The sequence below is a fragment of the Gordonia sp. CNJ-863 genome (assembly GCF_001942325.1).
Taxonomy (GTDB): domain Bacteria; phylum Actinomycetota; class Actinomycetes; order Mycobacteriales; family Mycobacteriaceae; genus Gordonia; species Gordonia alkanivorans.
The window spans coordinates 24,130-38,763 of the sequence record NZ_MKKG01000007.1 but is presented as its reverse complement, the minus strand read 5'-3'; the positions used below and the strand labels follow the sequence as shown (position 1 = coordinate 38,763).

Sequence of the window (14,634 nt, the reverse complement as noted above, 5' to 3'; positions counted from 1 at the left end):
GACGGGATCAGAATGAACCACGACGCGAACCCACGAACGACCCGGCCGACAGGCATGATCACCAGACTGGGCATCGCCGCCGCCTCCCTGATCGCGGCCGTCGCCGGGTCGGTGATCGCCGGGAGCCCGGCGGCCGAGGCCAGGCCGGGCTGCCCCGACGTCGAGGTCGTGTTCGCACGCGGGACCATCGAGCCCGCGCCACCGCTGGGACTGACCGGTCTGTCGTTCGTCGAGGCCGTTCGGAGCCAGCTGCCGGGCAAGTCGGTGGCCGCCTACGGCGTCCCGTACCCGGCGAGTGACCAGTTCGGCAACCGCCTGAAGTTCGCCCAAACCGTCGCCGACGGGGTCCGCACCACGCAGAACCGCGTGAAGTACTTGTCCGCCAAGTGCCCGGGCACCAAGGTCGTTCTCGGCGGCTACTCCCAGGGCGCCGTCGTCGCGGGGTATGCGGTCCACGCCGGCCTGGACCTGCCGGCGCGGTACGCCGCCTACGACCGTTTCGTCCCGCCGCCGCTGCCGGCGTCCCTCTCGCGCAACGTTGCGGCGATCGTCTTCTTCGGAGCCCCGTCGGATCGCTTCATCACCGACATCGGAGCGCCCCCGGTGCGGGTGTCGACCCCCTACCGCGGCAAGACGGTGCGCTACTGCGTCGCCGGTGACACCATCTGCGACGGCTCGCCGGTCGGCGGCCCGAACGCCCTGCACACGCTCTACTCGGTCAACGGCATGACGCTCGACGCCGCGCGCTTCGTCGCCCGACGCGCCTGACTGCCGCTCAGGGAGCGGAGCTCTCCCCCGCGACGCCGCCCATCGTCCGGGAGACCAGCTGCGAGATACGCACGTCCCTGTCGTGATTCAGGTGTTCGAGCATCAGCAACCGAGCCTTTTCAGCCGATCCGCCGATGATCGCCGACAGGATCTGCTCGTGTTCGCTGACCGAACTCTCGAAGCTCTCGCGGCCGGTCGGGGTGAACCACGGTGCACTGACCTTGATCTGGTCGCGCAGGTCTCGTTCCATGTCGTAGATCGTCTGGTTGTGTGCGGCGCGGAGCACACAGTCGTGGAAGACGTTGAGCGCCTGCCGAATATCGGCGGGTTCGGTGTAGTTCGAACTCAGCGCCAACGCTTCCTTGAGTCGTGCGATGTCGACCGGCGTGTGACGCTCAGCGGCCGCCGCGGCCGCCCTCGACTCGAGAATGGCCCGCACCTCGAAGATCTCGAGCATCTCCTCGTCGCCGCGGATGCGCAGGACAAAACCCCGAGACGCCGCGACCAGCAGTCCCTTGCGTTCGAGCAGCCCCAACGCCTCCCGAACAGGAGTCCGCGACACCCCGAACTCCTCGCTCAACGCCTGCGGGATCAGTGTCGCTTCGGCCGGGTAGTGGCCGTGCGTCAGCCGCTCGTGCAGCGCTTCGTAGACCGCGTCGCGGGCGCTCTTCATCGGCGGTCACCTTCCGTGGGGTCGTGCGGGGCGGGCAGACGAACCCCTCGATCCTCGCAGACAGACCGGCCGTGACACCGCACGTGTTGCGGTGGGCCCCCAGCCGGTGGCCGTGTCCGGGCGCGACAGACCTCATCGTGGATGCGGACCCGTCACCAGCGGGAGTTCGGGATGAGCGCGCCATTCACTCATCGATCCGTCGTAGACACGAGGTAGCGGGTATCCGGCCTCGGCAAACGCCAAGGCGGCTCCGGCCGCGTTGATCCCGCCGCCGCAGTAGAGGATCACCTCGGAACCGGCGTCGATCCCGGATGCCCGCAGTGCCTTTCGGGTTCGGTCGGTCGAGAACGTGCCGTCGTCGTTCAGCAGGTCGGGGTAGGGCACGCTCACGCTGCCGGGGATGTGGCCGGGACGCGCGCCGCCGGACTCACCGGTGTAGTCGGGGGTGCGGAGCGCACACACGAGCGTCGTGGACGATTGTTCGTCGACGGCCACCGCCCGGACCTCGTCCAGGTCGGCGAATGCCCGGCCGGTGAGATCGCGCAGGTGGACCTCGATGCGCGGTTCGGCCGTCTCACCCGATGCATCGCCATCGGCCACCGGGTACCCCTGATCCACCCACTGGGCGAACCCGCCGTCGAGTACCCTGGCCCGGTCGAAGCCGAAAGACCGCAGCACCAGCCACACCCGCGCCGCATACGCACCGCTGAGCTGGTCGTAGACCACGATCTCGTCCGACGGCGTGATGCCCAGTTGCTCCGCAGCCGAGGCCATCTGCGCCACAGTCGGCCGCGTGAAGGGGACCGCCGCCGCGGGATCGGAGAAGACCGCGAAAAGGTCGGCGAACCGCGCTCCCGGGATGTGGGCGGTGCGGAACACCTCACCACCGGGGGCGAAGACGGTCTGCCCGTTGTCGTCGACCGAGCGTTCGACACTCGCGTCGAGGACGATCGTCGAATCCAGCCGGCGATGAAGCCATCCGGCGGAGACGAGGGCGCTCTCGGTACCGGTCACGCACCTGCCCCACCAGTTGCGGCGTCGGCGACACTCTTGGCGCGGTTGCGCCATTCACCGCGTTCGGGGCGCGCGAGACCGAGATTCTCGCGCAGGGTGTCGCCCTCGTACTCGGTGCGAAACAGCCCGCGCCGCTGCAGTTCCGGCACCACGAGGGTGGCGAAGTCCTCGAAGGCTGCCGGGACGTGCGTCGCCTGGATCATGAAACCGTCGGCCGCACCGGCGTCGAGCCACTGTTCCATCGTGTCGACGATGTCGGTGGCCGAGCCGATCATGTTGCCCTCGGTGCGGGCGCCGTACCAGCGCCCGATCTCGCGGACGGACAGGTTCTCCCGCTCGGCGAACTCCACGACCTCGCGGTAGTGGCCTTCCACACCAACCACTTCGAGCGAAGGCAGCGGACCGTCGAGGTCGTACTTTGTGAGGTCGACGTTGACGTGATAGGCCAGTCGCGACAGGCCCGCCTCGTGGTCGACGAGATCGAAGAACGCCTCGTGCTTGGCCATCGCATCGCGGTAGTCGGTGCCGACGACGGTGGTCGCGGCGGGCAGGATCTTGAGCTGCTCGGGATCTCGACCGTGGGCTGCCGCGCGCTGCTTCATGTCCTGGTAGAAGGCGACCGCACTGTCGAGCGACTCGTGACTGCAGAACACGACATCGGCCCAGCGAGAGGCGAAGTCACGGCCCGTCGGCGACGCGCCGGCCTGGACGATGACCGGATAGCCCTGCGGCGGGCGCGGGACGCCGAGCGGTCCCTGAACGCGGAAGAACCGACCCTTGTGATCGATGGCCTCCACCTGATCGGGATGACCGAAGCGGCCCGACGCCTTGTCTCGGATCAACGCGTCGTCGGACCAGGAGTCCCACAATCGGGTGGTGACCTCGAGGAACTCCTCGGCTCGCGCGTAGCGCTCCTCACGGTCGGGAAGCTTGTCCTGGTTGAAGTTCTGCGCCTCCGCATCCTGGAAGCTGGTCACGACATTCCACCCGGCGCGACCGCCACTCAGGTGATCGAGGGTGCCCATGCTGCGAGCGAGGTTGTAGGGCTCCTGGTAGCCGGTCGACATCGTCGCGGCCACCCCGAGTTTCGTGGTCACCGAACTCATCAGCGTGATAACCGTCATCGGGTCCAGACGCGGTGTGCCCGAACCGAATCTGACGGCCGGAGCGAAGGAGCCGCCCAGGCTGCGCGGTACGGCGAGCGCATCGGGCACGAACGCCATGTCGAAGCGCGCCGCCTCGAGAACCCGCGCGATGTGCTGGTAGTGCTCGGCGGTGAGGAAACCGTCACCGGCGTCCGGGTGCCGCCAACCGACCGTCCCCTGCGGGCCGGCGTTCATGAACGCGGCCAGATGAATCTTCCTGCTGGGCATCTCATTCGCTCCTTTGCGAGTGATCGGCGATGGGCGGTTCGGCAGACGTCGGAGGCGGTCGGCGTCAGAGGAGGGAGAGTTCGTCGACGAAGGCGATGGCGAAGGACGCGGTGCCGGTCGCACGCTCACCGGCCCGCTCGCCGGCGGTTGCGAACGCCACATGTGCGGCGGCCGCGGCAGTGAACGGATCGACGACCGCGCAGAATGCCGCACTGAGTGCACCCAGACTGCATCCGGTCCCGGTGACCTGCGGCATCTTCGCGTCGCCACCGGGGACGGCGGTCGCGCGACCCGCCGGGTCGCAGAGATAGTCGACCTCACCGGACACCGCGATGACCGCGTCGAGACGCCGGGCGAGCGACGCGAGGATCGCGTCGTACTCGCTCGCACCGGCACCGATCGCCACCGGATCGAGCACCCATGGAGTACCGGCCTTGTGCGCCGTCGCGGCCGCCTCGTCGAGCTCGTCGGGTGTCACCGACGACATCAGGGCCGCACCGTTGATCCAGACGGCGCCGGCACCGGCGGGGAACGCAGCGGCCCACCCGGGCGCTGACCCGATGGCGGGGCCGGCACCCAGCGCGAGGAGCACGTTAGCACTGAGGTTCGCCGCGACGTAGTTGGTGAGGCCGTAGACGAACGGCGCCTTCTCCCGAAGGCGTGCGATGGCTGTCTTCACCTCGGACGACTCGATGGTCGTCGTCTCCATCTCCACCTTCACTCCTTGGTTGATCCAGTCTGGGATGTCCGCTTCACGACGCCAGGTGATCGCACGGCGACAACTGCATTTAGTTGTATACAGTTGGATGCGGAGTTCGCCAGCGAGGTCGTACTTAAATTCACGCCGGGTTGAAACGAGCCACGCGGCCTCACTCCGATCCGCCCCGACCTGGGCGACGATGGATGCCATGCGTGACCTCACACCCGACGACCCGGAGTGCTCCTGTCGGTGTTCGCCGTCCTCCTGCTGGTCTTCATCCCGGGCACGGTCGCCATGCTGTGCGTCGTGATCCTCACCGTCGAGACCGTCGTCTCGCGGACCTCGGACGCCTGGCGAGGCTAGCCGAACCGGGCAGGGGCGAGGAGTGCGACGATCGCCCGCGCGAGACCGCGGCGGGCCAGCACCTGATCCTGAAAACTGCCCAGTTGCTTCTCCGACACCAGACCTCGCATGGCGCCGGGCAGGAACGCCGCGACCTCCCGGACACGTTCCGGGTCGACGTCGAGGTCGGCGAAGGCGCGCTGACAGGATTCGGTCCAGGACGGCCCCCACGAGGCGAACTCGGCGGCGGTCTTGGGGAACAGTCGCCGGAGTTCGTCGGGATCGCGCGGCAAGGCTGCCCGCAGTGTCTCGATCGCGCGGGATTCCGGCGCGGTCAGTCCCTCGTACATGAGCTCGATGATCGCCTCCACCCGTTCGCCCAGTGGCGCTTCGGGTTTCACACTGACAGGTAGGTCGCCACGCTGTTCGGCGGTCCGGTGCAGCACCGCCGCCCAGAGGCCGTCGATGTCGTCGAACTGATACTTGATCACACCCCAGGTGGCGCCGATGTCCTTGGCGATGCGGTTGCCCGACACCGACGCGGGGTCACCCGAGGCCAGCGAACTGATCGCGGCGTCGAGCATCGCGTCGCGGGTGGCCTGGCCGCGACGGTTCACGCGGCGGGCGGCAGCCGCCGCAGTAACCGGCGGCCGACCGGCATCGACGGGTGGCATGGACGCTGATGGTATCCGTTGCGAACCCACCCTCGACCCTGCCGCTCGGCGAAGACCCGGCCGCTCAGCTCGCGGCACCCTCCAACCGGGGAGGCGTCGATGCCGAGTACATGACCCGATGGATCTCGGCGGTGAAGTCGTCTGCCGCCTCGATGTTGGAGGCATGACCGGTGTCGAGCACGACGAGCTGGTCGAGGTAGCCCCGGATCGAGAGCGTGTGGGCGATGCGCTGGGTCATCGCGTGCGGCAGCAACAGGTCATGGCGTCCACCGATGACCGTGGTGGGCACCGTGATCGCCTCGGCACCCACGGGTCCGAGAGCCAGCCGGGTGAGCCCGACCGCGGCCTTCGCGCGGGCGGCCGGGTCGCAGGAGCGTGTCATCGCGAGGACGAAGGCGGCGTGGTCGACGGTCGCGGACCGGCCGTTGAGGATGCGGGTCCGGACAAGGCTGCGGGCGAACCGGCCGCCGGGCAGCGGGAAGGGCACCGAGAGGGCTGCCTGCGGGAGCCATGCCGGCGCCTTCCACAGGTTGTTGAGCAGCGGCAGGACGCGTGTCTCGTCCACGATCCCGCCCCACGTCGTGTTCGCGAGAACCAGCGCGGAGGCGTGTTCCTCGACCCGGTCGCGGTGACGGTACGCCCAGGACTGCACGGTGATGCCGCCCATGCTGTGGCCGACGAACACAGCCTTCGACCCGACCGGCACGGACTGGTCGACCACCGACTGGAGGTCGTCGGCCAGCACGTCGGCGTCGAACGTGCGGCCGCCCCACGTGCTCTCCCCGTGGCCCCGCTGGTCATAGGCGATGACGTGGTAACGCTCGGCGAGGGCGTTGATCTGCGGGTTCCAGTACTCGATGCAGCACGACCAGCCGTGGATCAGGACCAGGACCGGGGCATCGGCCGGACCGTAGTGGTGGACCCGAAGCCGGGCACCGTCGTCGGTGAGGGCCCAGGAGGCGCGTTCGGGCGCACGCGAGTTGTACAGCGCGTTCTCGAACTGCTGATTGCGCAGCCGGCGACGGGCCTCAGCCGGTCGTACCAGTCCGGTCAGCGCCAATCGTGCAGCGCCGATCCCTCCACCTGCGTTCATCTCGGCCTCCCGGCGTCATTGCTGTAAGCCACGTCACAGCACCGGTCCAATGATACAAACCAGCGTTGAATGTTCCAACAGTTTCGAAGGGAAATTGTAGACACCCGAGTAACCGGTCGAGGCACCCCTCAAACCTCCATTTGAACGCGGGTTTCACCCTTTTCACAGAACCCTCTTGTATTCCTGCCCAGCGCGTCCTACCGTGACCGCATGGCGCGAACGCCGCTGTCGATGACACCCACCGGATGGTTTCAGGTCGCATGGTCGACCGAGATCGCCGTCGGGACCGTGCACACGATGAAGTACTTCGGTCGCGACATGGTCGCTTGGAGATCCCGGTCCGGCCGGATCTCCGTATTCGACGCCTACTGTGAACATCTCGGCGCCCACCTCGGCCACGGAGGTCACGTGGAGGGCGAGAACCTGGTCTGCCCCTTCCACGGCTGGGAGTGGAACCAGGAGGGACGCAACGTCTGCATCCCCTACGAGAACCACCCCAACAAGGGTCGGCGCATCCGCAGCTACCCCGTGGTCGAACGCAACGAGGCCGTCTGGATCTGGCACGACGTCGACGGGCGCTCACCGCATTTCGACGTCCCGGACATCTTCGCCGACTTCGGCAGCGACAACGGGCAGGCCACCGCCGACGACTACTACCCGCCGGTGCCCGCCGCGACGCTCTTCCGACCGGGCCTGGAGATCCATCCGCAGTACATCATGGAGAACGGCGTCGACTTCGCACATTTCAAGTTCGTCCACAAGACACCGTTCATGCCGGACTTCACCCGGCACGACTTCTCCGGTCCGGTGTCCTACGTCGACTTCACCATCGCCTTCGACGAGGGCGCCACCCTCGAAAACGCCACCAGCGGTGTCGAATCCATCAACGCCGGCCTCGGCTGCTCGGTCACCCGGAGCTGGGGCATGGTCGACAACCGGACGATGCCCGCGGTGACGCCGGTCGACGAGCACACCTCGGACGTGCGCTTCACCGTCTGGATCGGCCGCAAGCCCGGCGAGGAGACCGGCGACATCACCCGATACGGAAAGACCATGGCCGACCTGGTCATCGAACAGTTCGCCGCCGACATCGACATCTGGGCGCACCAGCGCTACTCCGATCCACCCGCCCTGTCCCGCAAGGAGTACGCCGGATTCACCGCGCTGCGGCAATGGGCCCGACAGTTCTATCCCGACGGCGGCGCGTCAGCCGACGAGTTCGTCCGTATCCGTCGCTCAGAGCTCGACGCACTTCGCGCGGCAGCGCAATCCTGACTTCCACGCCCGTCCCGAAAGGACCAAACGATGACCACACCCGAACCGATCCGGGTCTTCCAGGTGGCCACCGGCAACCTCGGCACCGAGATGATCGACCGCATCCGCAATCATCCGGACCTGGAACTGGTTGGTCTGCACTGCTATTCACCGGACAAGGTCGGCCGTGATGCCGGCGAGATCGTCGGCATCGGACCGGTCGGTGTGATCGCGACCGGCACCGTCGAGGAGATCATCGCCGCACGACCCGACGTGCTCACCTTCCACGGCGTGTTCCCCGACGAGGACCTCTACGTCCAGGTCCTCGAAGCCGGGATCAACATCGTGACCACCGCCGACTGGATCACCGGTTTCCACCGGGACACCAACCATCCGCACCACTCCGGCCGCAAGGTCAGCGAGATCATCGCCGATGCCTGCACGAAGGGCGGTGCCACCTTCTACGGAACCGGCATGAATCCCGGTCTGGCACAGATCCTCGGCATCGTGCACACCGCCGACGTCGCCGAGATCGAGAACGTCACGGTCACCGAGTCGGTGGACGTCTCCTGCCACCACTCGGTCGACACCTGGAAGGCCGTCGGCTACGGCCTGCCGGTCGACGACCCGTCCATCCCGGACTCGCTCTACAAGTACACCGCCGTCTTCGCCGACTCGGTGTACCTCATGGCCGACGCCTTCGATCTCGAACTCGACGAGGTGGCGTTCTCCTACGAACTGGGTGCGTGCACCAAGGACGTCGACCTCGGTTGGTACCAGCTCCCCGCCGGGTCGCTGGGCGGTAGTTACATCAAGTACCAGGGAATGGTCGACGGTGTGCCGCGCGTCGAATCGCATCTGGAATGGCAGATGACACCGCACACCGACCCGTCGTGGAACATTCAGGCCTGCTACATCACCCAGGTGACCGGCGACCCCAACATCTACTCCAAGCACATGATCTTCCCGCGCAAGGGATTCGACCTCTCCAACCCGGAGAACTTCGCGTCGATCGGCATGACCGTCACGGGCCTGCCCGCACTCAACTCGATCCGATCGGTGGTCGCGGCCCCGCCCGGGATCGTGACCAGTGCCGATCTCCCGCTACGAAGCTTCGCCGGCCGCTTCAAGCGCTGAGCCGGCGCGGTGTCGGTATCGACCTGGGTGAATCCACCCTCGGGTTCCCTCCCTCGAGAAGCCTCTTCGGGAATCCCCTTCAGCCGAGATCGATACTGATGCCGGTGAGCTCGGCGCCGATATCCCACAGCCGTTCGGCGACCGCGCGATCCTTGGCCTTCGGCGACGGCTCGACGAGCATCGGCGGGCCGGCGAGGCCGAAACTCCCTGTCGGACCGTAATACTGGCCGCCCGAGACCTTCGGATCGGTGGCTGCCCGAAGGATCGGCAGGGCCCCTTCGGGCGGATCCATGATGAACCGATCGGTGAGCCACCGCAGCGACGGCGCGTGATACGCCCACTGCAGGAATTTGTTCTGCTCGCGCATCACCCCGGTCCGCGTGCCACCGGGGTGGGCGGCGAGCGAGATCGCCGTGGCCCCAGCCGCTTTCAGCCGGCGATCGAGCTCCAGCGAGAACAGCATCTGAGCGAGCTTGGCTCGTGAGTACGCCCCGGCACTGGTGAACGTGCGGTCCATGGGCAGGTCTGAGAAATCGATGTTGCCCGCGCGGTGGGCGTGACTGCCGACGGTGACGATCCGCGCGGCGTCGGCGGCGAGCAACCGGTCCATCAGCAACCCGGTGAGCGCGTAATGACCGAGATAGTTGGTACCGAAGTCCATCTCGAAACCGTCGGGAGTCAGGTCGCGCTGAGCGCGCATGACGCCGGCGTTGTTCACCAGCACGTCGATGCGGGGATGGCATCGCCGGATCTCCTCGGCGGCTGCGCGGACGGAGTCGAGACTGGCGAGATCGAGGTCGAGGATCTCCACCTCCGCGCCGGGTACCTCGGCGACGATGTCGTCGCGTGCGGCGGCGGCGGTCTCGGCGTTGCGGCACGCCAGCACCACGGTGGCGCCCAGAGTGGCGAGCCCGCGGGCGGCTTCACGGCCGATGCCCCCGTTGGCTCCGGTGACCACGGCGACCCGCCCGGTCTGTGGAGGCGCGTCGGCCAATGTCCAACCCGTCTTCACGCGCTCCCCCTCTGATTCCGGCACAACGGACGCTGTTGTTCGTATCACATCTCATGTGACAGTTCCGGTTCGGGTGTCACACGCGACCGCACCCCGGCCGCGTTCTGGAGAACGCAGTCGGGGTGCGGTGCACCCGGTGGTCGTGCGACGAAAGGGTCAGACCGTCACGGGCGCTGGGGCGGCGCCGCTGAACTGACCGGCCGGCGCGAACCTGGCGAGGACCTGGTCGTACGGCTCTCCCGCCACAGCTGTGATGAAGTTCTCGACATCCTCACGGGTCCGCAGACCGAGGAGCGGATTCGGGTCGGACAGCAGGCCGAGCAGTGCCTGCGCGACGTTCGGATCGACGGCGGCAGCCGGAAACGACAGCTCCAGGTGGGTCGCGAAGTCGGGGTCGCCGAGGAACAGGCGGGTGACCTCGGTGGCCGCGTGACCACGACGCTCCCAATGCTTCTCGAACTCCTCGGCCAGCCAGTCCGCGGTGAACTCACCGTCGTGGGCGCGCGCGGCCTTGACCAGCTCGGCGACCTGGATGAGCGCGTTCTGTGCACCCTGACCGGCGACCGGGTCGAACGAGATCGCGGTGTCGCCGATGGCCGCGACCGCGTGACCGCCGCTGGTGGTCGCGACGGCCCGACGCACGGTCGGGGTGACCGCACCCTTGAGCCACGACACCGGGTCGGACTCGATGACCTCGAGCTGCTCGATGACCGGCGCGTCCTCCGGGAAGAACTCTGCGAAGATGCCGGCGATGGTACGACGGGCACCCACCGCGTCGTGGACGTCGTCGATGCGCGCCGCCCAGGCGCCCCAAGGCTTCGCGAAGACGATGAACGACCAGGTCGCACCCTCGTCCTTGTGCAGGAACGGACCGACGAACAGCTCACCGTTCTCGCTGTCGAGGTTGTACAGCGAGTGACCTCCGCCCGCCTGCGAGCGGTAGGCGAACACGTCCGGTCCGTGGTCGACGCCCGTCAACGTGACCTGCAGCAGTCGACGCTGCGGCTCGCGGTACTTGGTGCGCGACTCGTCGACCGGGAACAGCGTCGACAGTCCGCCCTTGCCGGTGGCGACGAGGGTGAGGTCGGCCGCCCCGGCGATCTCGTCGAGGTTGTCGAGGTCGACGGTGGTGACCTCGAATCGTCCGCCGCGGTCCAGGAACCGGCCGAGGCGGTCGTCGGCACGCAGGCGGAGGTCGACGGCAGCGGAGATGTAACCGTAGTCGGGGTCGTATTCGAGAACGGGGGCGCGATCCTCCCCCGCGCCGCCGTACAGGCGGACGCTCATGCCGGTGGTCTTGCCGACCTCGTAGAGATCCTCGATGATCTCGGCATCCCAATCCTGGGACTTGCCGAAGAGCACGCCGACGCCGGTCGGCGGCACCTTGTTGCGCAGCGAGTCACGGTCGCGGTCGCTGTAGATCGTGACGTCGAAGCCGGCGTCGAGAAATCCGAGACCGGCAGTGGTCCCGGCGAGTCCGGCCCCGATGATCGCGACGGATCGTCGTGTGGTCATGTGTGTCTCCTGAGATCGGTTGCATGCACTGCGTGTGATGACTGGGAGACAGGGTGCCGGGGCGATCGTCGTCGCTGAAGGTTTAGACGCAGCACGAACAAATGGGTGGTCGCCGGGCGGCGTCAGTCGCGGTGCACCCGGTAGCGCTCGTATGCGACGACACCGAACAGTCGGGTCTCCACCAGATCGAGGTCGACGCGATCGGTGACCGGTGGCAGGAACGGGGCGCCGCCACCGACGACGACCGGATACCGGAAGATTCGCAGCTCGTCGACCAGCCCGAGTTCAAAGGCCTGCGACGCGAGGTCCGCACCCCCGATCTCGACGTCCCTGTCCGTCGCGGCGACGACCTCCGCGACCTCGTCGGCGACAGCCGCGCGGGCGAGCCTGGCGTTGCCCTCGACCGCGTCGAGGGTGCGACTGAAGACGACCTTGGGCAGCGCGGTCCAGATGTCGGCGAAGACGGCTCCTGCTTCGGTGTCGCGCATGGCCGGGTCGGTCTCCCAGACCCGCATCGTCTCGTACAACCGGCGGCCCAGGATCGTGCCACCGAGGCTGCCGACGCGGTCGGTGTGGAACGCGAAGAGTTCGTCGCTGTGTCCCGGCCAGTCGAAGTCGTCGTCGCGATCGTGGATGAAACCGTCCACCGAGACACCCATCGTGTAGATCAGCATGCAACTCCTCACAGTCGGTTTCGAGGGGATTGTCCGAGGCTACGGCTGTTTTCCGAGGTAGGCCCGACAAAGCGAACCTTCGAACCTCCTGTGGGTCCGCCGACACCCGCCGCGGCGGCGGCGTGGCCCCGTCCTGGACAAGTACCATCGCCCTCTGTGCGCACGCCCGTTCCCGAAGTGACCCCGGTCGTCGCGACGCCCAACGAGGACGCCGCGACCGGTAACACCTCGGGCTATCGGCTCGACCTCGACGGCCTGCGCGGTATCGCGATCGCGCTCGTCGCCGTCTTCCACGTCTGGTTCGGCCGGGTCTCCGGTGGCGTCGACGTCTTCCTGACGCTCTCGGGCTACTTCTTCGTCGCCTCGCTACTCAAGCACGTGCTCGCCACCCAGCCCGCCTCCGCGTCGTGGGGCCGGGCGATCAACCCGTGGCCGCGGTTCTGGCGCCTGGTCCGACGACTGCTCCCCGCGCTGCTCCTGGTGCTGGCGTTCACCGCCGCGCTGATCGCCCTCGTGATGCCGACGACCCGGTGGGGTCCGCTCGGTGCCGAGCTGCAGGCCAGCGCGCTGTACTACCAGAACTGGCATCTCGCGTTCGAGTCGCAGGACTATGCGGCCGCCGACTCCGCGAACAGCCCGATGCAGCACCTGTGGTCGATGTCGATGCAGGGCCAGTTCTTCGTGCTGACGCTGCTTTGCGCGCTCGCTCTCGGTGGCTTGCTGCGCGCGCTGTCACTCAAGGTCGAGTTCTTCCGACGCCCGCGGGTCGTGCGCGGCATCGTGGGGTTCGCGCTCCTCGGCGTCGCGCTCGTCTCCTTCGCCTGGGCGAACTACCGCCACGGCATCAACCAGCCGTTCACCTACTACGACACCGTCGCCCGACTGTGGGAGCCGCTCGCCGGTGGCCTGCTCGCGGTGTGGATGCCGAAGCTCGCGCTGTCCGCGCGCCTGCGCAACCTGCTGAGCCTCGTCGCCCTCGGCTGATCATCACCTGCGGCTGGTGGATCGCCGGTGTCCAGGAGTACCCCGCGGCGTGGGCGCTCGTGCCCGTCGGCGCGACGCTCATCCTGATCTGGGCGGGCTCCCCGGCCACCGCCCGACCGGCCGAGGGACAGGCCCGGGTGAGTCGCGGTCTCGCCCATCCGCAACTCGTGTGGCTCGGTTCCATCGCCTACGCGCTCTACCTGTGGCACTGGCCGCTGCTGATCTTCTACATGGCGTGGCGCTATCAGGACGAGGTGTCCTGGCTCGAGGGCACCGGAATCCTGGGCGTCTCGGTCCTGATCGCGTGGCTCACCACCAAGTACGTGGAGGCCCCGCTACGGTCTGGATCGCTCAGGCGTAAGAAGACCGTCGCAAGAACGACCGACGGCGACGCCGCGCCGGACACGACGATCAAGCCCACGCAGACGGACAAGCCCGGCTTCCAGAACTCGCGAGGCTACCGCGGCGCCCTTCTCGCGATCCTGCTGGTCATCAGCGTGGCCGCCGGCAGCGCCGCGGTGACCTGGCAGCGCGACGCCGCCAACGCGACCCTCGACACCGAGAACCTCGACCCCCGCCTCTACCCCGGCGGACGGGCCTTCCTCAACGGTGCGCCGGTCCCGAAGGTGACCGCCCAGCCGAGTCCCGACGTCGTCGGCATGGACTGGCCGATCACCTCCTACGACTCGATCATCAGCGGCTGGAAGGACCCGTCGATCAAGGTCGGGTACTACGGCGACGTCGACGCCACCCGCACCATCGCCCTGGTCGGCGGCTCGCATGCCGAGCAGTGGATCACCGCGCTGAACGACATCGGCAAGCGGCACAACTTCCGCGTGACGACCTATCTGAAGGTGGGCTGCGCGCTCACCACCGAGCATGTCTTCACCTGGTTCGGGCAGAAGTACTACCAGTGCAACGACTGGTCGAATCGTGTGATGGAACGCCTGGCCGTGGACAAGCCGGACTACGTGTTCACCACATCCACGCGTCCTCCGCAGGGGTCCGAGAAGGGCGACAACGTGCCCAAGGACTACAAGGAGATCTTCGCCCGGTTCCGCGACCGCGGGCAGAAGGTGATCGGCATCCGCGACAACCCGTGGTCGACCGGCAAGCTGAAGCCGCCGGAGTGCCTCGCCAGCGGCCGCAAGCCCGAGGTGTGCGGGGTCTCGCGCGCACAGGCCATGGCGCCCACCGACCCGGCCGCCGCGCTCGCCGACGAGTTCCCGAACATGACCTTCCTGGACTACACCGACGCCATGTGCGACGACACCTACTGCCCGGCGGTGGTCGGCAACATCCTGATGTGGCACGACTACCACCATCTGTCTGCCACGTTCGTGCGCAGCCTCATCCCGGCAATCGAGGCGGACCTGCAGAAGGCCACCGGCTGGTGGTGAGACCCGGGACGAGGGTCGGTG

13 protein-coding genes and 1 pseudogene are annotated in these 14,634 nt (G+C 67.7%); 5 read left to right on the top strand and 9 right to left on the bottom strand.

Annotation, left to right across the window (positions count from 1 at the left end; genetic code table 11):
• Nucleotides 1-54 precede the first annotated feature (54 nt).
• Nucleotides 55-768 (top strand): cutinase family protein, encoded by a 714-nt coding sequence (locus tag BJF87_RS03925; RefSeq protein ID WP_187346457.1) that lies wholly within the window; start codon nt 55-57, stop codon nt 766-768.
• A 7-nt stretch (nt 769-775) separates the two neighbouring features.
• Here BJF87_RS03925 and BJF87_RS03920 read toward each other — a convergent pair whose 3' ends face one another.
• From BJF87_RS03920 to BJF87_RS03905, 4 genes are all read right to left on the bottom strand, one after another.
• On the bottom strand, nt 776-1,441 hold the full coding sequence (locus BJF87_RS03920) for a GntR family transcriptional regulator (protein ID WP_075862674.1): 666 nt from the start codon (nt 1,439-1,441) through the stop codon (nt 776-778).
• A gap of 132 nt (nt 1,442-1,573) precedes the next feature.
• Nucleotides 1,574-2,455 carry a sulfurtransferase gene (locus BJF87_RS03915; protein ID WP_075862673.1) on the bottom strand — a complete coding sequence of 294 codons (882 nt, stop codon included), beginning with the start codon at nt 2,453-2,455 and terminating at the stop codon, nt 1,574-1,576.
• Complete coding sequence (locus BJF87_RS03910) at nt 2,452-3,828, bottom strand: LLM class flavin-dependent oxidoreductase (RefSeq protein ID WP_075862672.1); 1,377 nt, start codon at nt 3,826-3,828, stop codon at nt 2,452-2,454. The genes BJF87_RS03915 and BJF87_RS03910 overlap by 4 nt, the downstream gene beginning before the upstream one ends.
• A 64-nt stretch (nt 3,829-3,892) precedes the next feature.
• The gene (locus tag BJF87_RS03905) at nt 3,893-4,537 is read right to left on the bottom strand and encodes a hydroxyethylthiazole kinase (protein WP_040004270.1); all 645 of its coding nucleotides are present in this window, start codon (nt 4,535-4,537) and stop codon (nt 3,893-3,895) included.
• Between the two features lie 228 nt (nt 4,538-4,765).
• On the opposite strand from BJF87_RS03905, the gene BJF87_RS26565 reads away from it, so the two are divergent.
• Entirely contained in the window at nt 4,766-4,891 is a 126-nt protein-coding gene (locus tag BJF87_RS26565; protein WP_262338850.1) for a hypothetical protein, read from the top strand.
• On the opposite strand, the gene BJF87_RS03900 is transcribed toward BJF87_RS26565, so the two are convergent.
• Together BJF87_RS03900 and BJF87_RS03895 are read right to left on the bottom strand one after the other, a co-directional pair.
• Complete coding sequence (locus BJF87_RS03900) at nt 4,888-5,544, bottom strand: TetR/AcrR family transcriptional regulator (protein ID WP_075862671.1); 657 nt, start codon at nt 5,542-5,544, stop codon at nt 4,888-4,890. The two genes, BJF87_RS26565 and BJF87_RS03900, sit on opposite strands and share 4 nt — an antisense overlap.
• 64 nt (nt 5,545-5,608) lie before the next feature.
• Complete coding sequence (locus tag BJF87_RS03895; RefSeq protein ID WP_042375179.1) at nt 5,609-6,637, bottom strand: alpha/beta fold hydrolase; 1,029 nt, start codon at nt 6,635-6,637, stop codon at nt 5,609-5,611.
• A 210-nt stretch (nt 6,638-6,847) separates the two neighbouring features.
• On the opposite strand from BJF87_RS03895, the gene BJF87_RS03890 reads away from it, so the two are divergent.
• A complete protein-coding gene (locus BJF87_RS03890) occupies nt 6,848-7,912 on the top strand; it encodes a Rieske 2Fe-2S domain-containing protein (protein WP_035752929.1) in 1,065 nt (354 codons plus the stop codon).
• A 30-nt stretch (nt 7,913-7,942) separates the two neighbouring features.
• Nucleotides 7,943-9,028, top strand: a complete 1,086-nt coding sequence (locus BJF87_RS03885; RefSeq protein ID WP_006359890.1) for a dihydrodipicolinate reductase — start codon at nt 7,943-7,945, stop codon at nt 9,026-9,028.
• Between the two features lie 79 nt (nt 9,029-9,107).
• Here the strand turns inward: BJF87_RS03885 and BJF87_RS03880 are convergent, their stop codons facing one another.
• The 3 genes from BJF87_RS03880 to BJF87_RS03870 form a co-directional block, all read right to left on the bottom strand.
• Nucleotides 9,108-10,040 (bottom strand): oxidoreductase, encoded by a 933-nt coding sequence (locus BJF87_RS03880; protein ID WP_035752931.1) that lies wholly within the window; start codon nt 10,038-10,040, stop codon nt 9,108-9,110.
• Nucleotides 10,041-10,196: 156 nt separating this feature from the next.
• Complete coding sequence (locus BJF87_RS03875; protein WP_006359892.1) at nt 10,197-11,555, bottom strand: styrene monooxygenase/indole monooxygenase family protein; 1,359 nt, start codon at nt 11,553-11,555, stop codon at nt 10,197-10,199.
• Nucleotides 11,556-11,677: 122 nt separating this feature from the next.
• On the bottom strand, nt 11,678-12,229 hold the full coding sequence (locus BJF87_RS03870; RefSeq protein ID WP_035752932.1) for a dihydrofolate reductase family protein: 552 nt from the start codon (nt 12,227-12,229) through the stop codon (nt 11,678-11,680).
• A 156-nt stretch (nt 12,230-12,385) separates the two neighbouring features.
• On the opposite strand from BJF87_RS03870, the pseudogene BJF87_RS03865 reads away from it, so the two are divergent.
• Nucleotides 12,386-14,613 (top strand): annotated as a pseudogene (locus BJF87_RS03865) (acyltransferase family protein).
• Nucleotides 14,614-14,634: the final 21 nt, after the last annotated feature.